The organism is Prosthecobacter fusiformis (genome assembly GCF_004364345.1).
GTDB classification, from domain to species: domain Bacteria; phylum Verrucomicrobiota; class Verrucomicrobiia; order Verrucomicrobiales; family Verrucomicrobiaceae; genus Prosthecobacter; species Prosthecobacter fusiformis.
In genome coordinates, this window is the sequence record NZ_SOCA01000001.1 from 455,102 (window position 1) to 477,800 (window position 22,699).

16 protein-coding genes are annotated in these 22,699 nt (G+C 58.4%); 6 read left to right on the plus strand and 10 right to left on the minus strand.

Annotated features, from left to right (window positions below):
- Nucleotides 1-49: 49 nt before the first annotated feature.
- Nucleotides 50-937 (minus strand): AraC family transcriptional regulator, encoded by an 888-nt coding sequence (locus EI77_RS01565; RefSeq protein ID WP_133792998.1) that lies wholly within the window; start codon nucleotides 935-937, stop codon nucleotides 50-52.
- A gap of 112 nt (nucleotides 938-1,049) precedes the next feature.
- On the opposite strand from EI77_RS01565, the gene EI77_RS01570 reads away from it, so the two are divergent.
- Nucleotides 1,050-1,910 (plus strand): phosphoenolpyruvate hydrolase family protein, encoded by an 861-nt coding sequence (locus tag EI77_RS01570; RefSeq protein ID WP_133792999.1) that lies wholly within the window; start codon nucleotides 1,050-1,052, stop codon nucleotides 1,908-1,910.
- A 79-nt stretch (nucleotides 1,911-1,989) separates the two neighbouring features.
- On the opposite strand, the gene EI77_RS24165 is transcribed toward EI77_RS01570, so the two are convergent.
- Both EI77_RS24165 and EI77_RS01580 read right to left on the minus strand, forming a co-directional pair.
- Nucleotides 1,990-2,592, minus strand: coding sequence for an REP-associated tyrosine transposase (locus EI77_RS24165; protein ID WP_425606503.1), 603 nt, complete (start codon nucleotides 2,590-2,592; stop codon nucleotides 1,990-1,992).
- A gap of 170 nt (nucleotides 2,593-2,762) precedes the next feature.
- Nucleotides 2,763-2,975, minus strand: coding sequence for a YHS domain-containing protein (locus EI77_RS01580; protein ID WP_133793000.1), 213 nt, complete (start codon nucleotides 2,973-2,975; stop codon nucleotides 2,763-2,765).
- Nucleotides 2,976-3,131: 156 nt separating this feature from the next.
- On the opposite strand from EI77_RS01580, the gene EI77_RS01585 reads away from it, so the two are divergent.
- On the plus strand, nucleotides 3,132-5,294 hold the full coding sequence (locus tag EI77_RS01585) for a RecQ family ATP-dependent DNA helicase (RefSeq protein ID WP_243838634.1): 2,163 nt from the start codon (nucleotides 3,132-3,134) through the stop codon (nucleotides 5,292-5,294).
- A 63-nt stretch (nucleotides 5,295-5,357) separates the two neighbouring features.
- Here EI77_RS01585 and argS read toward each other — a convergent pair whose 3' ends face one another.
- The 3 genes from argS to EI77_RS01600 form a co-directional block, all read right to left on the minus strand.
- Nucleotides 5,358-7,118: an arginine--tRNA ligase gene (gene argS / locus EI77_RS01590; protein ID WP_133793001.1), complete on the minus strand. Its 1,761-nt coding sequence runs from the start codon at nucleotides 7,116-7,118 to the stop codon at nucleotides 5,358-5,360.
- Between the two features lie 62 nt (nucleotides 7,119-7,180).
- Nucleotides 7,181-7,552 carry a metallopeptidase family protein gene (locus EI77_RS01595; RefSeq protein ID WP_133793002.1) on the minus strand — a complete coding sequence of 124 codons (372 nt, stop codon included), beginning with the start codon at nucleotides 7,550-7,552 and terminating at the stop codon, nucleotides 7,181-7,183.
- Nucleotides 7,553-7,563: 11 nt separating this feature from the next.
- The gene (locus EI77_RS01600) at nucleotides 7,564-8,025 is read right to left on the minus strand and encodes a hypothetical protein (RefSeq protein WP_133793003.1); all 462 of its coding nucleotides are present in this window, start codon (nucleotides 8,023-8,025) and stop codon (nucleotides 7,564-7,566) included.
- A gap of 88 nt (nucleotides 8,026-8,113) precedes the next feature.
- Between EI77_RS01600 and EI77_RS01605 the strand changes: the two genes are divergently transcribed.
- The 4 genes from EI77_RS01605 to EI77_RS23950 all read left to right on the plus strand — a co-directional run bounded on the left by EI77_RS01605 (nucleotide 8,114) and on the right by EI77_RS23950 (nucleotide 17,145).
- Complete coding sequence (locus EI77_RS01605) at nucleotides 8,114-8,551, plus strand: DUF2452 domain-containing protein (RefSeq protein ID WP_166646960.1); 438 nt, start codon at nucleotides 8,114-8,116, stop codon at nucleotides 8,549-8,551.
- 72 nt (nucleotides 8,552-8,623) lie between these two features.
- Nucleotides 8,624-9,874, plus strand: coding sequence for a valine--pyruvate transaminase (locus EI77_RS01610; protein WP_243838635.1), 1,251 nt, complete (start codon nucleotides 8,624-8,626; stop codon nucleotides 9,872-9,874).
- Between the two features lie 55 nt (nucleotides 9,875-9,929).
- Entirely contained in the window at nucleotides 9,930-11,603 is a 1,674-nt protein-coding gene (locus EI77_RS01615; protein ID WP_133793005.1) for an FMN-binding protein, read from the plus strand.
- A gap of 121 nt (nucleotides 11,604-11,724) precedes the next feature.
- Entirely contained in the window at nucleotides 11,725-17,145 is a 5,421-nt protein-coding gene (locus EI77_RS23950) for a S8 family peptidase (RefSeq protein WP_133793006.1), read from the plus strand.
- 346 nt (nucleotides 17,146-17,491) lie between these two features.
- Here EI77_RS23950 and EI77_RS01625 read toward each other — a convergent pair whose 3' ends face one another.
- From EI77_RS01625 to EI77_RS01640, 4 genes are all read right to left on the minus strand, one after another.
- Nucleotides 17,492-18,574, minus strand: a complete 1,083-nt coding sequence (locus tag EI77_RS01625; RefSeq protein WP_166646961.1) for a transporter substrate-binding domain-containing protein — start codon at nucleotides 18,572-18,574, stop codon at nucleotides 17,492-17,494.
- Between the two features lie 905 nt (nucleotides 18,575-19,479).
- Nucleotides 19,480-21,219, minus strand: a complete 1,740-nt coding sequence (gene ilvD, locus EI77_RS01630; RefSeq protein ID WP_243838636.1) for a dihydroxy-acid dehydratase — start codon at nucleotides 21,217-21,219, stop codon at nucleotides 19,480-19,482.
- Between the two features lie 69 nt (nucleotides 21,220-21,288).
- Entirely contained in the window at nucleotides 21,289-21,891 is a 603-nt protein-coding gene (locus tag EI77_RS01635; protein ID WP_166646962.1) for a class I SAM-dependent methyltransferase, read from the minus strand.
- Nucleotides 21,892-22,038: 147 nt separating this feature from the next.
- Entirely contained in the window at nucleotides 22,039-22,686 is a 648-nt protein-coding gene (locus EI77_RS01640; protein ID WP_133793009.1) for a LamG domain-containing protein, read from the minus strand.
- Between the last annotated feature and the right edge of the window lie 13 nt (nucleotides 22,687-22,699).

Here is a 22,699-nt window from a genome sequence, read left to right on the forward strand (position 1 = left end):
ATGTCTCACGGCCTTCGAATTGCAGGCAGGAGTGCCCGCATTACCTCCATCACACCGCCATCTTCGATCGATGCTCGCTCGGCCGCCAGCCGATCCATTTTTTGAAGGTGTTGCTGAAGACGAAGGGATTCACATAACCAACTGTGTTGGCCACGGTTTCCACTTTCAGATTCGTCGTTGAGAGAAGCTCGCAGGCCTTGCGCATGCGCAGCCAGGTCACGTGGTGCATGGGCGTGCGGCCCAGGGCGCGGCGGCACAGGCGGCGCAGATGCTCAGCGCTCACATGCGCTTGGTGGGCGAGCTCGTCCAGGGTCCAGTCACGCCCCACATCGGCGGCCACCATTTCCCAGACACGCCACAGGCGGTCATCCTGCTGCCAGGGCTGCGCAAAGCGCTCCACATAACTCTGGATCAACTCCACCCAGTGAAACATGGCGGCAGGTTTGGGATCGTGCCCGGCTTCATCAATGAGGCCATCAATGGCATTCCACAGCACCTGCCCATGAAAGGCAGCCATCTGCGGAGAGCTGCTGTTGAGGATGGGCTTCTGCTCCGGCTGCTGCTCATACCGCACCCAGCAGCAGCGCCACTCCTTTCCCTTCACCGCCTCAAAGGCATTCACCATGAAAGGCGGCAGGGCCACCGCCATGCCCGCACTGCATTTCTGCCAGCGCCCATCCACCAGCACGCGCCCCTCCCCTTCCACACAAGCCAGGAAGTACAGGCCGCTCTGGTGCATACGCACCACCCGATAGGGGGGCCGCGCAGTCATCACCCCTGCATGGCAGATGCGATGGGTTTTCAGGGTGCCACAAACAGGGGCACCACGCAGCCAGGGGCGCTTGTCCGCCTCACTGGCCCGCACCACGCGAAATTCCGTGTCCGCGCCGAGCGTGTGCGTTTCGGATAGTTCAAGGATGGAAGAAGGACCGTGCATTGCGGAAGGTTATACGGTTGGATAGTGCGGCTTGTGCTTCGCACGTTGGCCGCAGTTATCAAACGGCGGCAACCCACAGGCAGCTATCGCAAACCATCGCTCACTTTACTTTATGCCCAATCCCTGGACCGGAACCGGAAATCCCTACACGAAGCAGGAAGTCGTGGACCGCCTCAAAGCCACTTTGGCCAAAGGTGAGCCCATTATCGCCGCCGGCGCAGGCACGGGCATCAGCGCCAAGTTCATCGAAAAGGGCGGCGCGGACCTCATCATCATCTACAACAGCGGCCGTTTCCGCATGATGGGGCATGGCAGCACCTGCGGCCTGATGGCCTATGGCGATGCCAACGCCATCGCCATGGAGATCGGCGAATACGAGGTGCTACCCGTCGTCAAAGAAATCCCCGTCATCTGCGGCGTCCATGCCACAGACCCACGCCGCCGCATGTGGCATTGGTTAGGCCGGGTGAAGGAGATGGGCTTTTCAGGAGTGAACAACTTCCCCACCCACACCATCGTGGACGGCCACTTCCGCGGTGTGCTGGAGGAAACTGGCATGAGCGTGCAGAAGGAATTTGAAATGGTGGGCCTGGCCACACGGATGGACATGTTTAGCATCGTCTATGTGGCCACCCCTGAGGAAGCCATCGAAATGGCCAAAAACGGGGCCGATGCCATCATTGCCCATGTCGGCACCACCGTGGGTGGCAGCATCGGCGTCACCAATGCCGTCGTCAGTTGGGATCACACAGTCAAGGTGACCCAGGACATCATTGATGCCGCCAAAAGCGTGAACCCCAATGTCTTCACCCTTACCCACGGCGGCCCGATCAATACGCCGAAGGATGTCGAATTCATCCTCAGCAAAACCAGCGCCGATGGTTTCGTCGGTGCCAGCAGCCTGGAACGCATGGGCGTGGAAGATTCACTGACCACGCTGACACGTGAGTTCAAGAAGGTGCCGAAGCCTTGAGGTTTTATCGTTTTGTAGTCCCGGCTTCAGCCGGCTCATCGGATCCAATCCGGCTAAAGCCGGGACTACCAAACAGGACTCAGCTATCGTCCCACCCCGTTCCATAATCGCCCAAAGGGTAAGCCCTCCACAAACGCACGGCCTCTTTCCGTCCCACATTCTCAAGATAATCATGTGCACTGGACCATGGCCAGTCCGTCCATTGGCTCACATAGCCATGCTTCACAGGATTGTGATGAATATAATTCACGGTCGCCCATAGATGGGCCTCGCTTCGCATGGCGCGATCTGAAACCCGATGCCAGCATTGGCGGCCGATGGCACCATCCTGGAGATTCCATTGCCTGGACACTCGACCATGCAACCGCCCCAGTGCAGATGCCAAGCCTCTCAAATCATCAGTGATACAGAGCACATGGTAATGATTCGGAAGCAAGCACCACGCATTGATGAAGGCTCCATGGTCTGAAAATGTCTGTTGTAAAACAATGGCAAACTCACTTAGCCGATCCAAAGACTGGCCAATCACCGGAGCATGTTCATAGCAAGTGCCTGTGATGATGTATTGATTCGTTTGCTGTCCGGTGAAGTGGGGTGGCCCATGCCAAGGACGCTGCTGGCGCTGGCGAAAAGCCAAAACCTGGTCCCGCATCTCCACAGTCCACTTTCTCCAAGCATACATCCCCTCTAAAAAAATCTCTTCTACAGCACAGGGCAACTGCTTTCGTTTTGTAGTCCCGGCTTCAGCCGGCTCATCGGATCCAATCCGGCTAAAGCCGGGACTACAAAACACCCCCCAAAAAAAGCGAAGCCAGTCACCCGGCTTCGCTTTTTAAAAACACGTTCCCAAGATTACTTGAGATTTTTTTCGTACTTTTCAGGATCGGCCTTGAACTTGTTGACGCAGCCTTTGCAGCAGAAGGCGATTTCTTTGCCTTTGTGCGTGGTGGTCAGCTCAGCCTTCACAGGCTTGCCTTCTTTCACGGGGCATTCGGTATTGACGGGGGCGGCAGCGGCGAAGCTGGCCATCGCGCTCAGGGCGAGAATGGAGAACAGAGTTTTCATAATGACAGGTGCTAGTTTTGCTTGTTACGGGTGAACACCAAGCCCAGGACGACTTGGCCACACAAGAACGTACGAATTCGCCCTCTTCTTGTCCCTCTTTAAATTTCGTGATCCGATGGACAAAACCGCTCTCCCTTGCAAGGGAATAGCAGCCACGTGACCGAAACCGACTCCATCGCCAATTCCACCCCCATCCATGACGCCCGCGAGGCGTTGCGGAAGTACTTTGGCTTTCGTGAATTCCTCGACGGCCAGGAAACCGTGATGGCCAATGTGTTGAGTGGGCGGGACACCATGGTCATCATGCCCACAGGCGGTGGGAAATCCCTCTGCTATCAGCTCCCGGCTTTGGTGATGGAGGGAGTCACCATCGTCGTCAGTCCGCTTATCGCCCTGATGAAGGACCAAGTGGATGCGCTGGAGCGGCGCGGCATTCCCGCCACCCTCATCAACAGCACCCTCTCCCTCAGCGAGCAGCAGGAGCGCATCGCCGCGCTAAAACGCCGGGAATACCGTCTGGTCTATGTGGCCCCGGAGCGGTTTCGCAGCCGCATGTTTCTCAATACCATGCAGCAGGTGGAAATCGCCCTGTTTGCGGTGGATGAGGCGCACTGCCTGTCCCAATGGGGGCATGATTTCCGCCCTGATTACTTCCGGTTAGGCGAGGCGCTGGAGGCGCTGGGCCGCCCCCAAGTGGTCGCACTCACCGCCACGGCCACACCTGAAGTACGGGATGACATCTGCCGCGTGCTGAACCTGCGGGATCCATTCATCACCATTCGCGGATTTCAGCGGCCCAATCTCAGCCTCCACATCACCCACACCAAAAAAGGCGATGACAAATACACCCGGCTGAAAAGGATCATCGAGGACTTCAAGACTGGCATCATTTACTGCTCCACCCGCAAGCGCGTAGAAGAGGTGGGCGATGCGTTGCGCGAATTTGGCATCCGCGCCATCCAGTATCACGGCGGCCTGGATGACAAGGAGCGCGAGGATAGGCAAAACAAGTTCATTTCCAAAAAGCACGATGTCGCCGTGGCCACCAATGCCTTCGGCATGGGTATCGACCGCTCCGATGTACGCTTCGTCGTTCACTACGATATCCCCGGCAGTGTCGAGGCCTACTATCAGGAAGCTGGACGCGCCGGGCGCGATGGAGAGCCGTCACACTGCGAGCTGTTTTTTAACTTTGCCGATACCAAGACGCAGGACTTCTTCATTGATGGCAACAACCCCACCATCGACACCATCCAGAGCATCTATCAGACCCTGCTCAATGCGGCTGATGAGCGTCATGAAGTCGAACTGAGCATTGACGACATCACGGACCGCTCCGGTCTCAAAAACAGCATGGCCGTCGGCTCCGCCCTCAGCCATCTGGGCCGTGCGGGTTACATCGAGCGCTTTGACATTCCCGGCAAACGCATCCGCGGCACGCGATTGCTCCAGCCTCAGGTCCTGACGCGAAACCTCAAATTCGATGTGGATGCCCTGCGTGAAAAAGAACGCCGCGACCGCTCCAAGCTGAAGTCCATGGTGGACCTCTGCTATGACGAGCAGCGCTGCCGTCAGGAGCAGATCCTGGCCTACTTTGGCGAGACAGAAAGCCAGCCCTGCGGCACCTGCGATGTCTGCCGCCGCAGCGGTGTGCAAATCGCCCGCGAGGGAGATGCGGCGGAGGTCACCCTGCTGCGTCAGGCCCTCAGCGGCATCGCCCGCATGTCCACCCGCCGTGCTGATGGCACCTGGGAGGGTCGTTTTGGCAAAGGTCGCATTATCCAGATGCTCGTCGGCAGCAAGTCCAAGGAAATCGTCGATGCCGGGCTCGACCAGCTCACCACTTACGGCCTGCTCAAGCACCTGGGCATCAACGCCCTGCATCCCCTTTTTGCCGAACTGGAAAAGCAGGGCCTCATCGAAACCAGTTCCGGGGAATACCCCATCGTCACCCTCACTGTCAAAGGTGCCGATGTGATGAAGCGAGGCGCCAACGTCAGGATGATGTGGCCGAATACCACGCCTAAAGTGGAGCAACCGCTCAAACCCGGCGCAAAGCTTACTCCAGCCGAAATTTCTACCCGCGAACTAGGATTCGATGACGTGCTTTTTGAAAAACTAAAACGTCACCGCAATGTCCTCGCCATGGCAGAAGGCGTGCCCCCATATGTCATCTTCAGCAATCAGACCCTGGAGTTCCTCACCCGCCTCAAGCCCATGAGCATTGAGGCCGGATTAAAGATCCGCGGCGTCGGCGACAAGAAAGCTCAGACCTACCTGCCCGAGTTCATCCAGGTGATCAAGAAGCATGGAGGATAAGGTGATGAGGGCACTCTTGCCTGCAAAACGAAGGCCTAAAAATATCTGGCAGGAGTTCCCGCATCACATCCTCTCCGTGGTCTGAATGCCCAGCAGCCCCAAGCCCGTCTTCAGCACGCGACTGGTCGCCTCGCACAAGGTTAGACGCGTATTGCGCACCGTGCCTTCGCTGTTCAGCACGTGGCAGGCTTCATAGAAGCTGTGATACGTATTCGCCAGTTCATACAAGTAGTTAGCCAGGGTATTCGGGCGATGATCAATGAGCACGTCATGCGTCGCTTCGGCAAACTGAGCCAGCTTCATCGCCAGGGCGATTTCCGCCGGTTCCGTTAGCTCCACATCAGTCGTCAGCGTGACATTGCCACCTTCCAGCTTTCTGAAAATGGAACGCGTGCGCACATACGCATTGATGAGATAAGGCGCAGTATTCCCCTGTAGTGACAGCATCTTGTCCCAGCTAAACTTATAGTCCGTCAGGCGGTTCTGGCTCAGTTCCGCATACTTGACCGAGCCGCCGCCGATGATGCGAGCGATCTCGTCCTTCTCCGTATCTGAAAGGCCCTGCTCTTTTTCATCCGCCGCCGCACGGGCGCGTTCGATCGCCTCCTCAATGACCTCGAGAAGCCCCACCGTTTCACCACTCCGCGTTTTGAACATCTTGCCGTCCGGGCCGAGTATGCTGCCAAAGGCGATGTGCGTCATCTCGGTGGTATGACCCATCCGCTTCGCTGCGGCGAAAACCTGGCGAAAATGGAGCTGCTGCGGCGCACCCACAACATACCAGATTTCATCCGCCTTCCATTCCTGCACACGGTAGTTGATCGTGGCTAGATCGGTCGTTCCATAGAGGAAACCGCCGTCGGATTTTTGGATGATCAAAGGCAGCGGCTTCCACTCCTTCGTCTCCCGGTCACGGGTCATGAAGGGATCGTCATCCACTCCCACGGTTCCATCGCTGAAGATCACTGCCGCGCCTTCGCTCAGGGTCGCGATTTCACGTGCCAGCAGATCCGTCACCAGCGGGGCCAGGGCGTCGTTATAGAAACTCTCACCCAGGTAGTGGTCGAACTCGATGTCCAGGGTGCCATACACCTCCTCAAGCTGCACCAGCGTCAGGCGGACGCATTCCTTCCAGATCTCCAGATTCTCCGCATCACCCTGCTGGAGTTTTACCAGTTCAGTTTTGCACAGGGTAAGCACAGCCTCGTCTTCCTTGGCCTGTGCATTGATGAGCTTATAAGTGCGCACCAGTTCCTGGATCGGGTGCTTTTTCAGTTCCTCATGGTTCAGCTGGGTCTTCCAGCCATGAATGATCATGCCAAACTGCGTGCCCCAGTCCCCCACATGGTTATCCGTGATGACTTGATGCCCCACGAAACGCGAAACACGGGCCAGACAATCCCCAATGAACGTACTCCTGATGTGCCCCACATGCATGGGCTTGGCGATGTTCGGCGCACTGAAGTCGATGACGATGGTCTTCGGCTGTGCGACTTTCACCACATCGCAACCTGCGTCAGCGGTGATAGCCTGCACCTTCGTAGCCAGGGCCACAGGGCTGATGCGGAAATTCAAGAACCCAGGACCTGCGATGCTCACCTCGCTGCACAATTCATCCACCGGCAGCGCCGTCTTGATCTGCTCTGCCAGGGCACGCGGATTCGTCTTGAGCTGTTTGGCCAGGATCATAGCCGCATTGCTCTGGTAATCCCCAAATCGTGTATCGGATGCCAGTTCAACAGAAACGGAAAAGCCTTCTGGCAAAGCAATGCCAGCGGCGGTGAAAGCAGCCTGGAGACGATCAGTGAGAGCAGCGCGAAACATGGGGTGGTGAAGATAGCGACTTCTGGCAAAAGTCGAATACGGATTGCATCCGGCCCATCAGCTCAGCCCAGTCCGCGTTCTTCCACCTGCTCTTCGTCATAGCCCAGATAGTGCCCCAGCTCATGCAGCAGGGTCACGCGCACCTCGTCTTTAAAGGTCTCCGTATTGCCCTCGGTATAATCCCACAGATTATCGAGAAAAAGACGGATGCGCGGCAGTTGATCCGGTGTGCCAGGCTCGCCATCCAGCAAAGAACAACCTTCAAACAGACCCAGCAAGTCATCTTCGATCTCCTCCCTGCAGGCAATGCAGTCGGACATGAAAACCGGCTCAATGACACAGGCCTTCGCGGCCTCCCTCACAGTCGTAGGCAGGCTGTGCAAAGTCTCACTGATCACACTTGCAGCCAGGGTATCCAGCCTTCCGTCACGCATGGCGACGGGGATCACTGGTCGTAAAGAGTGCCTGCCCGGCGTTGATTGAAGTCCGTACCGCCCAGTTCCTGCATCAAATTACCCATGGCCTGATTACCGATGCCGTTCTGGCGTTGGGCATTGTACACGGAGCCCTGAAGGGTGCCCACACCCGGAGGAAGATTCTTCTGAGGCTTGTCGGGCGTTGGGATCGCATGGGCCTTCATATCGCTCTGGACCAGCGCATGCCGACTCCAGGCCATGGTATCCACCCGGTTCTGCACTCGCTTGTCGAGCGCGCTCTTGGCGATGGTGTATTCCTCTCCAGAAAGAGTGCCGGTGCGACGCTGATCCTCCAGCATCACATATTCCTGGCGATACTCCGCACGCACGTTGCGCTCCAGTTCATCCAGCTTTTCAGCCGTGGGTGTACTGGAGATGCAGGCACTGAGCAGGACAGTCAGGCTCAGGCAAAGGGCGGGGCGGAGGGGCATAAATATCAATGTAATATCATCCCGGATTTTTTTCAATTCAAACCGCCATGCCCCTCCGTGTCGTAAAGAAGGGACCACTCCCGATCCCATGGCCCATGACCCTATCGACAGCGACCTCGCCCAGACTGCCCCTCGCGGCAATTTCCTGCACTACCCCTCCTCCCGTCTTGGGGCAAAGATCATTCCCCAGGACCTGACCAATTTTAAAAGCCGGGGCGTCTCCCGCGTGGAGCGGGAACTCCAGCAGGAACTCATCGAACTGCGGGAAAAATACCTCAAGGTCATCGACTCCTTCAATTGGAACAAGCTCATTTACGAGGCCCACTTCGGCTTTGAGCCCGTCATCGGGGAAGTCTATCACCTTTATGCCGTCGAAGGAAAACATCACTTAAGCATGATCGAGCCGGAATCCTGGCATCAGAAATGGATCGGCACCTTCCGCCTCAATGCCGACGGCCGCTGGCAGCTCGAAAAAGTCGCAGACGATTTTGACCTCCGCGGCTGGATTTCCACGCATGTGGAATGACGAATCCACATGTCGAATGACGAATGAACTCGCATGCAGCATCATCCTGCGTTCATCATTCGCCATTCCATCATGTCCATCTTTTCCAACATCGGCCAACGCCTCTCCGGTCCCTGCGGCATCCAGGAACTGATGGATGACCTGGGGGAAGCCCTCTCAGTCACCCCGGATATGCGCATGCTCGGCGGTGGTCAGCCTGCCGCCATTCCTGAGGTCCAGGCCCTCTGGCGCGAGCGCATGCAGGCCATGCTGGATGATGGCAGCCTGGACAAAACCTTGCTGAATTACGATCCCCCAGGAGGCAATCCCCTGTTCAGGGAAATCTTCGCCGCTTTCCTCAAGCGCGAATGCGGCTGGGACGTCACTCGCGAAAACATCGCCGTCATGCCCAGCAGCCAGAGCGCCTTCTTCCTGCTCTTCAATCTGCTGGCAGGCGACACTCCGCAGGGTAAAAAACGCATTCTTTTTCCCCTCCTGCCAGACTACATCGGTTACGCCAACCAGGCACTGACGGAGGGCCAGTTCATCGCCTGCCGCCCGGTCATCACCGAACAGGGGCCTCACGAATTCAAATATCATGTGGACTTTGACCGCCTGCGGCTGACGCCGGACATCGCCGCCATGTGCGTCTCCTGCCCGACCAATCCCACTGGAAACGTCCTCACGGAGGCGGAGTTTAACCAACTCCGTGATCTGGCCCGCCAGCATGGCATTCCCCTCATCATCGACAATGCTTACGGGCACCCTTTCCCGGATGTCATCCATGGCAGCTTTCGTCCCAAGTGGGAACCCGGCATGGTCTTCAGCATCAGTCTGTCCAAAGTCGGCCTGCCCGGTGTGCGCACTTCGGTCATCGTGGCGGATCCCACCATCGTCAAAGCGCTCTCCAACATGAACGCCATCGTCTCCCTGGCCAATGGCAATGTCGGCCAGGCCCTGATCGCGCCGCTGCTCCAGGATGACCGGCTTTTGCGCCTGGGGCGCGAGGTTATCCGCCCATTTTACAAAGAACGCTCGGACACGGCCAAAGCCGCCCTCTCCCACGCATTGGGGGACAAGGTCCCCTGGGCTCTCCATGCCCAGGAAGGAGCCTTCTTCCTGTGGCTCTGGCTCAAAGACCTGCCCATCCCTGCGGCTGAACTCTACCGCCGACTCAAGGCCCGCAAGGTCCTCGTCATCCCTGGCCATTACTTCGCCTTCGGCCTGGATGAAGAGTGGCGGCACCCCCATGAATGCCTGCGCCTCACCTACAGCCAGCCAGCCCACATCGTCCAGGAGGGCCTGGAAATCCTGGCCGATGAGGTGAAAAAACTACGCGCCTGATCTTCTATAGCCAATCGCTCTGCCGATAAAATGGGAGACAAACCCTCTGCCCCGCATGCCTGCACTGCCATATCGTTCCACCCTTATCCGCCTCTGGCGGATTGGGCTGCTGGTGGCTGCGGTATTCGTCATTCGGGAGGCCGTTCAGCAACGGGCCGCTGAGGAAGCTGTCTCCGCATTGGAACCCGAACGCATCCGGGATTTCTTCCCTGCCGCCGCCACCCTCGGAACGCCCCTTCCCACCAGCGGCTGGCGACCCGTCTTGGATACCCAGGAAAAACTGCTCGGCTATGTTGCCACCACCGCGCCAGAATCTGACAAAATCATTGGTTATTCCGGCCCCACCCATTCCCTGCTCGTCTTTAATACTGAGGGCGTGCTTACCGGCATTCGCGTGCTAAAAAGTCACGATACTTCAGACCATCTCGCCGAAGTGATTGCCGACCGGAAATTCTTTAAACAGTTCATTCCCGATCCCAAAACACGCGAGCGCCCCCCAGGCCCCCTCCACATCGTCACCGGAGCCACCCTCACCAGCGCCGCCATTGCACAAGGCGTCATGGGCAAGCTCGGTCAATCCGCAGGCACCTCCCTGCGTTTCCCGGATGAAATCACCCTGGCTGAGGTGCAGTCATTGCTGCCAGAGGCCGCCTCCATGCAGCCTTCCACCGGGTATCCTGGCGGTTTTCAGATTCTCAATGCTGAAGAAAAACCCATCGCTCTGGCCGTCCGCACCTCCCCCGTCACGGATACCTTGATCGGTTATAAAGGCCCGACGGATACCCTCATGCTGCTGGATGCCCAAGGCAGCGTTTTGCAGAAAATCGCCCTCCGCCGCAGTTACGATACTAAACGTTATGTCGGTTACATCACCGGGGATCAATACTTCCTGAATCTATTCAACAACCGTTCCGTGGAAGAACTCGCTACCCTGGATTTCGATAAAGCGAAAATTGAAGGCGTCTCCGGGGCCACCGAAACAAGCTGGTCCATGGCTGAAGGCCTGAAAAAACGCGCTCAAAATCTCCTGGAGCAGCGGTCCGCAGGTTGGCTCCGCCAGGTGCACTGGCGCTGGCAGGACTGGGGACATCTCGCGGTCATCACCTCCGCCTTGATCATGGCCTTCACCCGCCTTCGTGGTCGCACCTGGGTGCGCCACACGCACCACACCCTGCTCGTCATTTACACCGGATTCATTGCGGGCGAGCTTCTTTCCCAGGGCCTGCTCGCAGGCTGGGCCGCCCATGGCACCCCCTGGCGCAGTGCTCCTGGCCTCATGCTCCTCGCAGCCGTCGCCCTGCTCGGCCCCGTATTCACTAGCAAGCAGCTCTATTGTCACCACATCTGCCCGCATGGTGCCCTGCAACAGCTCATGGCCCGGCGGCTGCGCTGGCAGTGGAAAATACCCGCCTGGCTGGACCGAGGGCTATCCCGACTGCCCTTCCTGCTTCTAGCACTGGTATTCCTCATCGTCATTTTTGGTTGGGCCGTCGATCTGAATGATCTGGAACCCTTCGATGCCTATGTCTTCCGCGTCGCCGGTTGGGCCAGCATCGCCATCGCCCTCATCGGCCTGCTTGCCTCTCTCTTTACCCCCTTGGCCTATTGCAAATATGGATGCCCTACCGGAGCCGTCTTTAAACTCATCCGCTTCACCGGTGATGCAGACCGCCTGGGTATGCGAGACTGGATTGCCGCCTGCCTCATTGCGATAGCCGCATTAATTTGAAAGTATAAAATCGGGGCTGCATTTACTGTCTTTACAGACACACCCCAGTTCAAGTAACCTTTTGAAAGCTGGCCTCCACCACTAGCCTAACCACCCTAGACCGTCCCCACTCTCTTCCTGCATGAAAAACTCCGCCAGACGTCTCCTCACGGTGGCGGCCCTGGCGCTTCTGGGCATCGCAGCTTGGCAGACGTGGCCATCCCCACAGCCGGAGCGGAATTTCGCCAGCCAGCTAGTTCAGGGCAAATCATCTACGATGGACCGGCCTACCGATCCCGCCCCACCTCGAACCTCCGTTCCCCCGCTCTTCCCGAAAGCTCAAAACGGCACCGTCAAATTAGAGGAGCCCCCTCAAAAGCAGGATAAATTCGCCAACAACATCGTCCTGGCCCAAAAAGAAACCGTCCAGGAGGTGAATGGCATCCAGCAGGTCAAACGTGTTCGCCTGATCCGCGATCCCTCTTTTAAATACCCCATCCTGCGGGTCGAGGATGAACTGGTCCGTGGCCCTCACGGAGACCGCTTGGTCCGGCAGGTGGCCATGGTCGGAGATCACGTCCTGGTAAAGACTGCCGATCCCAAGATCAGTGAAGCCAGCTTCCTCGCAGCACTCGCCGCCGATGGGGCCACCATCCGCCGGAAAATGCCCGCCTCCGGCACCTGGCTCGTCGCTTTTTCCCAGCCAGACCTTAAGACCGTCCCCCAGCAGGTCGCCCGCCTCAGCCAGATGAAGTCCCTCGTCCTCTATGCCGAGCCGGATTACATCATGAGCGCCAATACCGTCCCTAATGATGCCTCCTTTGGCGATCTCTGGGGCATGAACAACACCGGCCAAAACAGTGGCCTCGCCGATGCAGACATCGATGCCCCCGAAGCCTGGACGCTCTCCACCGGCAGCCATAGCGTTAAAGTCGGCGTCATCGATTCCGGCATCGATCTCACCCATCCAGACCTCCTTACCAATCTCTGGACCAATCCCAACGAAATCGCAGGCAACGGCATTGATGATGATGGCAATGGCTACATTGATGACACCAAAGGCTGGGACTTCGTCAACGACGACGCCATTCCTCAGGATGACAACGGCCACGGCACCCACTGTGCAGGCACCATCGGCGCAGCGGGCAACAATGGCACCGGCGTTGCCGGGGTAAACTGGGCAGTCTCCCTCATCGGCCTTAAATTCCTCAATTCCGCAGGCAACGGCAGCCTTTCCGATGCTGTCGAAGCCATCACTTATTCCACAGCACTCGGCGTCACTCTCACCTCCAATTCCTGGAGCGGCGGGGAATCCTCTCAGGCCATGAAGGCTGCCATTGATGCGGCAGGCACCGCTGGCATCCTATTCATCGCCGCCGCAGGAAACAGCTCCTCCTACGTCGAATACTACCCCGAATACCCGGGCCGGTATAACAGCACCAATCTTATCTCCGTCGTCGCCACCACCCGCCAGGATACCCTCGCGGATTTCTCCAATTACGGCCCCGTCTCCACAGACCTCGGCGCTCCCGGCCAGGACATTTACAGTACCGCGCGCGGCGGCGGATACAAATACGACAGCGGCACCTCCATGGCCTGTCCCCACGTCGCCGGAGCATGTGCCCTGCTCAAGGCTTTCCGTCCTTCGCTCACCGCTCAAAACATCCGCGACCTGATTCTTAAAACCGTCGATGTCATCCCCGCACTTACCGGCAAGACCGCCACCGGTGGCCGGCTCAATCTTCACAGCGCCCTCCTCGCCGCCGATGACATCCTCGTCACCCCCGGCAATAACCTCATCGCCGTCGGTGACCTCGGCGGCCCCTTCACCCCCTCATCAAAAGTTTACACCGTCAGTAATGACACCCAATCCACCGCCACGTGGACAGCCTCCGTCAACCAGCCCTGGGTCACCATCTCCCCACCCACCGGCATCCTTTCGGCAGGTGAAAGAATGTCCCTGACTGTGACCCTCAATGATCTGGCCAATGACCTGCCCTCCGGCACTCAGATCGCCACCCTGACCGTCGCCAACACCGGCACCGGGCGCACTCAGACCCGCAGCATCGTCATTCAGGCAAATTCAGTCCCGGTGTATGACTTTACCCTGGATACAGATCCCGGCTGGACCCGCGATGGCGAATGGCAATTCGGCCCCCCACTGGGCGGCGGCGGCAATTCCTACGGTTATCCAGACCCCAAAAAAGGGGCCACAGGAAACAACGTACTCGGCATCAATCTGGCCGGTGATTACTCCGTCGCTGTCGGCACACCTCAATACCTCACCGCAGGTCCCTTCGACTTCACCGGCCACCGGGATATCCGCCTCCGCTACCAGCGCTGGCTGAATTCCGACTACCAGACCTGGGTCTATGCCACCGTCCAAGTTTCTAACAACGGCAGCACCTGGAATACCGTCTGGTCCAATGGCACCACCGCCTTTGGCGACAACGCATGGACTCTCGCCGAGCATGACCTCTCCAGCTATGCCGATGGCCAGCCTGCCGTTTACATCCGCTGGACTCATCAGGTCGCCAGCAGCGGCACCTACCCCTATTCAGGTTGGAACCTGGATGACATCCAGATGGTCGGCTCCCTCAAGCAGCAGATGGTCCTCACCCTCCCATCCTCCATCACTGAAGGCGGTGCAACAGCCCAGGCCAAGGTCACCCTCACACCCGCCCCCGCCACAGATCTCACCGTTACCCTCACCTCCAGCCGCCCAGGCCAGGAGCTCAGCCTGCCGGATTCCGTCACCATTCCCGCCGGGGAGGAAGAGGCCACTTTTGATGTCTCCGCCATCCAGGATGCACTCGCCGATGGCAGTCAGGCCATCACCCTCACCGCCACGGCCGCTGAGTATCCCACCAGCACCGCCACCATCCTCGTCCATGATGATGAACAGGCCACCCTTTCCCTCGCCCTCCCCACCACCCTTCAGGAAGGCAGTGGCGAGGTCCAGGGCCTGGCCAGCATCAGCCTTCCCGCTCCCGCCGCCGCAGATATCCTCGTCCAACTCCTGTCTAGCGATACCACCGAGCTTCAGGCCCCCGCCTCCATCCGCATCCCCCTCGGCCAGCAGAGCATCTCTTTCCCCCTCACCTTGCCGGATGATGCCATTCTAGATGGCACCCAGTCAGTCACCCTCACCGCCTCCGTCACCGGTTGGCCATCCGCTCAGGCCACCCTGCTCGTTACAGACAATGAGGACACCCTCCTCACCCTCACCCTGCCTGCACAGCGCCTGGAAAGCGCAGGCCTTCTCCCTGCCGCCGCCAGTGTCAGCACCTCCGGCATCCTCGCCGTCCCCCTCACCGTCACCCTCCTCAGCCAGGATACTTCTGAGCTCACCCTCCCCGCCTCCATCATCATCCCCGCAGGCTCCTCTTCAGCAGCCTTTGATCTCATCTTGCAAAACGATGACCTCAATGATGGGGACCAGACCGTCCAGGTCACCGCCAGCAGTCCTGGCTTCACCAGCACCACCTCCTCCATGAGCGTGGCCGATGATGAAGTCCCCGCCCTTCCCGTCCTGCCCAGCCCCGCCGATGGTCAAAACCCCTCCCCGCCCAATACCGGCCTCGCCTGGGAGTATGATCCCCACAGCGGCAGCATCCCAGAAAGTTACCAGGTCTATTTTGGTACCTCGGCTTCCCCCTCAGAGCTCCTCGGCACCACCACTTCTCCCACCTGGCCCCTCCCCCTCCCACGGCTCATCTCCGCCACCACCTATCACTGGCGCGTCATCTCACGCCGTGGCAGCGTCACCCGCACCGGCCCCGTCTGGTCCTTCACCACCCCCGTCGTCGGCCCCCTTCACCATTTCGTCTGGAATCCCACCCCGCCTGCCGTAGCCCGGGGCGTCCCCTTCCCCGTCCGCGTCACGGCCGTGGATGAAAACGACATCCCCCTCGCCCGTTACGAATCACGCACCCCTTTGACCGCCCAGGTGGAGCAGCCAGAGACCCTCACCGGCACCGGCACTTACCCCTGGGTCTTTCCCCTCTCCACCAATTACCACGATGCCCGCACCCAGTGCATCTATACCCCGGCCGAGGCTGGCCCCGCAGGCCGTCTCACCGCCCTCGCCCTGGAGGTCAATCTCCCTCCCGGCCAGACTCTCACCCAGTTCACCATCCGCCTCCGTCACACCACCAAGACGGATTACCTCAACGGCGGCCTCACCTGGGAATCCACAGATTGGACCACCGTCCATACAGGCGATGAAACCCTCACCACCCCCGGCTGGACCTGGTTCGTTTTCTCCACCCCTTTCGACTACGATGGCACCAGCAACCTCATGGTGGACTTCAGTTTCAATAATAGTGACTACAGCACCGATGGCACCACCCGCACCACCATCACTTCTGATTACCGCACCCTCGCCTTCCGCACTGACAGCATCTATGGCGACCCTCAAACCTGGACGGACACCAACCCCGAATCCCTCGCCTACAACGGCCTCCCCAACCTCCGCCTTCAGCGCGCCGATGTCGAAATCCCCTTGAGTCCGGAAACCAGCGGCCCCTACCTCTTTTCAAGTTGGAGCGGACAGATCACCCTGCTGGAAAATGGCCAAGCCCTCCGCCTCAAGGCCAAAGACCCTGACGACCCTTCCATCTTCGGCCTCTCCAGCCTCATCAATGTCGTCGAGGTCGCAGACTTCATGATTGATCCCGAGCCTCCCTTCTCCGGCGGCACCACCAATCAGATCACCGGCTCATCACTTGGGGACGACTATACTTATGAATTTCAGCGCGCCACCAAGTCCGATTTCAGCGATTCAGCTTCCAGCGGATTCCTTTCCACCCCATCGCATACCTTCCCCAACCTCATTGATGGCAAGCTCTACCACTACCGCGCCCGCTCCCGCCTCAGCGGTGCCGCAGGAAAATGGTCCTCTGTCGAGCGCACCACCCAGGATGCCACCCCGCCCAGCATCACCTTCAGCGCGCCCGCCGGCAGCGTCACCTCCCACGCCAATGTCAGCTTAGGCGGCACCGCCAGCGATGCACTCAGCGGCATCAGCAGCCTCACGGTCAATGACATCATCAGCATCTCCACGGAGGCATCCACCACCTGGGCCGCCCCCGCCCTGCCGCTCTCGGAAGGCCTCAATACCTTCACCCTCACGGCGGCGGACAAAGCCATCCCACCCAACATCTACACCACCACCTGGACCGTCACCCGCATCACAGACCCACTGGCGGATACCAACCAAAACGGCCTCTCCTCCCTCCTGGAATACGCCTTCAATGCCTCAGGCAGCACCTCCGGTCAGACCCTTCCCACCCTCTCCTTTGAGAAGCATCCCGAGACAGGTAAAAACCACCTCATTCTCAGCTATCGCCGCCTCATCCTCAATCCCTCCAACATCAGTTACATCATCGAAACCAGCACCCGCATGGATGACTGGCAGCCCCTGGAAAACTCTCCAGAAGTCATCTCCACCACCCCCACCGGCGATACTATGACGGAGCTTGTCAAAGTCCGCATCCATCCCCCCATGGAAGACCACCCCCGCCGCTTCGCCCGCCTCCGCATCGAAGTCCCCACCCCCTGATCACTCCACCTTCTCACCAAGCCCAATGGCTTGATAAAAGAATACGTGGCATCAAATCGCCGGGCCAACACAAGCCACAACTAAAGTACTCCAGAGCTTTAGCTCGCCCATGCCCCGCCATTGATCCGGCTCACGATTTCTCCACACCGGCTGGTGGACTCAAGCCTAAGTCCTCATGAGTTTGATAGGCATTCCCATCCCTCTTTCCCCAGCCGCAGAGCGGCGTCCGCATTTTAGCCGCACCTTTTAAAAGCGCGGTTTCTCCCCCAGCACCGCCTTCACTCATCACGTCGCAGCGCGACGCCCGAACTGCCGCGATTCCACCAGTCCATCACGCTAAATCGTATTACTGGTCCTCACCAAAATACTTCGTCCGCAATTCATTGCTCACCCCACGCTCCTGCAGGGTCAGGATCGCCTGGTTCAGCCGCTCTCTCAACAAGCTGTCCTGCTGCAGGGCGAAGGCATAGTTCTGCCGCTCAAAGACCGGCCCCACCATCATCAGCTTTTCATCCTGCGTCTTTGCCGCCTCATACTGGAGCACCGGTGCATCATACACCACCGCATTCACCTTCCCGTCCTTCAGCGCCGCGATGCATTCGCCGATGGTCGCCTCCGGCTGCACCTTCGCACCTTTGGCGGTCAGCCACGTCTCCGCCGTGCTCCCTTTCACCGTCGCCACTTTCCGGCCCGGCAGGTCCCCTGGTCCATTGATATCCCCCTTCAGCGTATTGATCGTCAGCGTGGTGGTAAAAGAAGCCGTCAACAAAGACACCAGCACGATGCTCAGCAGCATCCACACAATCGCCACGATCCGTCCGCCCACTCCCACGGGCCCTTTGTTGTCCGCCCCGCCCACCAGCAGCGTGCTGATCGTCCACCAAAAGGATTCCCACATGCCCGTACGATAGCTTTCTGGCCACTGGTCCCCGTTTACCGGGTGCTCATAGCGCCAAACCAAATGTGAGATCACGAACATCGTCGCCAGCAGCAGCGCAAACATGCCGATCAGTTCCAGGTTAAACAGATTCGCCAGCATCGGCAGGATATTATCCGCAAAACTTCCCCCGGCTCCAGCAACCAGCACCTGCAAACCCGACTCATAAAACGGCTGCGAAAAATCAATCACCGCCTCACGCTGCGCCGTCACGCTCAGTGCCCCTACGCCCACATCCGCCGTCTTGTTCTTCAGCGCATCAATGATCTCCTGCGCATTGCTGACCACCTTCACCTCATACTGCACGCCCGTCTCCCGCGCCGCCTGGTCCCACAGCTCCGCCGCATATCCCACCCGGCGGCCAGTTTTCTCAAACGAGAACGGCTCCAGATCACGCGTCACCACCCGGATCTTCCCCACAGCACCCGCCGCCCCAGTTTGCACCGCCTCCTGGCCCCTGAGCCCAGAAACCCATCCGATGGAAACCAACACAACCGTTAAAAAAGCAAAGCAATGACGCATATTCCGCCTCTACGCTTTTCAACACTCACGTCAATCACTCCCTAAAGTATTTCCACCCAAAACATAAAGTAAAAGTACGACAGCACCTTTGTCCCCAGAAGCGCAAGCGCCTGTCCCATGGAGCGCGGGCGTCCTCGCCTGCCGTCTTGTGCGTCCCGCGCAAGACCGTTCTAACCGCCCCGTCCGCCATGAAAAGCCCACTTCTCCATCGACATTCAAAAACCCACCATTCAAGCCCATAGGACTCATTAGTCCCATCGGACCTATCCGAAACGCCCCCTCCCAAAAATCCTGTCAATCCTGCCATCTTGTTAATCCTGTAAAAAAGCCCTCTTCCACCCCCAAGCCCGTCCCCCCAAATACCCCTCCACTAAAAGTAGCCCGCTCAGTCCCCTGAGCGGAAGCCACCCCGAAGCCCCTCCAGCCCTCTTACCACCAGCCCACCATCGAAGCCCCCCCAAGCCCCCCAGCCACTCCACCCCCCACTTAGCCCAAGTCGCCCCATCACCCCCTTGCATTCCCCGCCATCCCGCCCCGATGTTTACCCCCATAGCAACCCACACCGCCGTCTTCCTCGCAACCCCAAACATCCAAAAACATCATTAAACATAAACACGCATGCCCATCAACCACCCTGAAATTCAGTCAAAATTACCACTCTTCCCCTCCCCATGGGGACGATGGGGACCTCCATGGGGAAAATCACCCCCATGCCCAACCCACTGATGATCAAGGCTTTACAACCCAAAATCCCCAGATGGGGAAAAAACGCATTTCCTCCCCATCCTGAGATCATCCCGCCTCAATAAAGGCAGCCGTAAATTCCAGAATCACCTCCGTAAAAACTGGAATCTCGATCCGTGACCGCTAAAACCTCAAAACTGCTTATCCGTCACAGCACCTTCACTGGCACTCGTCGTCAGCGCAGCATACTTGGCCAGCACCCCACGGGTATAGCGCGGCTTCGGCTGCTTCCAGCTTTTCAGACGCTCCGCCAGTTCCTTGGCCGGAATGCCCAGAGTGATCGCCCGCTTCTCGGCATCAATGGTGATCTTGTCACCATTCTTGATGACTGCGATCGGACCACCGACAAACGCTTCCGGCGTCACGTGACCCACCACAAAACCGTGGCTGCCACCGCTGAAACGGCCATCCGTGATCAGCGCCACATCCTTGCCCAGGCCCTTGCCCATGATGGCGGAGGTCGGGCTCAGCATCTCGCGCATTCCTGGACCGCCCTTCGGCCCTTCCATGCGGATGACGATGACATGGCCCTTTTTCACCTTGTCATTCAGGATCGCTTCCAGCGCCTTCTCCTCGGATTCAAACACGATGGCCTTGCCCGTAAAGGTCAGACCTTCCTTGCCGCTGATCTTGCCCACGGCGCCTTCAGGGCAAAGGTTGCCTTTGAAGATGACCAGGTGGCTGTCCTTCTTGATCGGGTCGCTCAGCGGCCGCACGATCTGCTGGCTCTTCGGCCACACGATCTTGGACTTCCTGACGTTCTCTTTCATCGTCCGACCTGTCACGGTCAGGCAGTCACCATGCATCAGACCTTCCTCCACCAGGATGCGCATCAACGGCACTGTGCCGCCGATTTTGACCAGGTCATTCATGAAATATTTGCCGCTAGGCTTCAGGTCCGCCAGCACCGGGGTCTTCTTGCCGATGCGGACAAAGTCCTCAATCGTCAGTTTCACGCCCGCGCTGTGGGCCATGGCGATGAGATGCAGCACCGCATTGGTGGAGCCGCCCAGCGTGATGATCAGCGTGATGGCGTTTTCAAAAGCTTCCTTCGTCATGATGTCACGCGGGGTGATGCCCAGCTTGATCATGTTCATGACGGCCGCACCGGCGTCGAAGCAGTCGATCAGTTTGTCATCGCCCACGGCCGATTGCGCACCGGAGTTTGGCAGGGACATGCCCAGGGCCTCAATGGCGCTGGCCATCGTATTCGCCGTATACATGCCGCCGCAGGAGCCTTCACCGGGGATGCTATTCTCTTCGATGTCGATCAGGTCCGCATCCGTGATCTGGCAGTTGGCATGCTTACCCACGGCTTCAAAAACGGTCACAATATCCGCATCCTTTTTCTCATGGCCCACACAACCAGGGAGGATGGTGCCGCCATAGACGAACACGCTCGGGCGATTCAACCGGGCCATCGCCATCACACAGCCTGGCATGTTTTTGTCACAACCGCCGATGGCCACAAAGCCGTCCATACCTTCGCAGCCCACCACCGTTTCAATCGAATCCGCGATCACCTCACGGCTCACCAGGGAATACTTCATCCCTTCAGTCCCCATCGAGATACCGTCGGAAATGGTGATGGTGTTAAAGATCAGGCTTTTGCCGCCAGCCGCATCCACACCCTTGGCCGTTTCCTTGGCCAGCCGGTCGATGTGCATGTTACAGGGCGTGACCATGCTCCAGGTGCTGGCAATACCGATCTGCGATTTCTGAAAGTCTTCCCGCTTAAAGCCAACCGCATGCAGCATGGCGCGGCTCGGTGCCCGCTCCACACCGTCCACGACGATGGCGCTGTGTTTACGATGAAGGGATTCAGGTTTCTTGGATGCTGCTTTCTTGGCCATGATAGGGTGGGCGCGCATACTGCCAGCAGCATCCCCCGCTTGCAAGCAGGGAACCGCAGGGATCATCACACTCGCCGACCTCCGCAATCAGCGCCTGTCAGCCCTGCCCTTGCGGACAGCGATATAGGATTTGGGGAAGATCCCCAGCAGCCTTTCCGTCAGGATTTCACAGTCCGGAAACAGGATGTCCATTTCCTTCCGCGAGATCAGCCGCAGAGTGTGGATCTCCGAGTCAATCTGCTCCTGCGTGGGCCTTTGCACCCAGCCCCAGAGCGTGACCCAGCGGATCAGCCGCCTCTGCCATTTTTTAGGCAGATGATGAATGTAAAGCCCCAGATAGTGCGGCTCAATCGGGCATTCGTAGGCAGGCGTTTGAATCCACAGATCCTTCCCCACACGTCTCGCCTCTCTGGCAAATGCCTGCTGCTCCTCCCAGGTGCGCACATGCTCGATCACGCTGTTCGAAAACAGAATGTCGTATGCCCCATCCTCTGCCGTCAGTGCACAGCCATCTCCGACCAAGACCCGGATCCCATGCTTTGGAAAGCTGGCAGAATCCCACGCCACTTCATGCACATTCAGACAGTCAATCCCGCCTGCGACCGCTTCATACCGCGTCCAAAAGTCAGGATAGCCACCAACATCCAAAATTCGATCTTGGGAATGAGGGTGCAGAGTAGTCCGAAACATCTCAAATCGCCTTCGGCGGAACCGCCTCATAAAGGGGGCAAAGATTTGGTAGATATTCAGACTCATGAAAAAAACGTGGTCGCATTCAAGAGCCTGAGGCAGGGCCTTGCAAGAAAGCCTTTCCTTAAATCAAAAAGCGATCCTTCCTCAAGGAATCGTTTCTATCACAACACGGCGGACTCGCGCCTTCGTCCCCCAAGTGGCAAAACCAAAAGGCAGGCAGTGGTCGATAAATCCAGGCCGCAATGTCACCTGGCGGCCTTTAATGCTGGCATTCACCACGATGCGCCCATCTACCCAGGCTCGAATATCATCTGGGCGCACCTCCACCCGCACTTGATACCAGCGGTTGTTTTCAAAGCGCTGTTCTCCGCGCGTCTGGTTCTCCCCGGCATCTCTAAAATCAATGCTGGATATCCCCGTCACCGTGCCGCCCCAGCCGCCGATGACAAAGGTTGCGTGAGATTGATGGCTGCCCACGGGAAAGGTCACCATGCCAAAGATGTCATCTCCCTCCACGCGCATGGCTTCATATTGGATCGTATAACCCGTCGAAGGCAGGGCGGCATCCCAGCCTGTCCATTTCGCCCCCGTCATCGGCAGCCCCGCATTCAGGATCAGCTCCTCTCCCTTTACTTCCACCTTGCCCTCATCCGGGATGCCCGCCTGCTGCCACTGACCAGCGGAGGCTGCATCCAGGAGATTCCAGGACTGGACTTGCGCCACCTGCGATTGCTTTGCAGGACCGCAGGCACTCAGACTTCCCAGCAGAATAATCAGGCAGAAACGATGCATTCATCTTCCATAA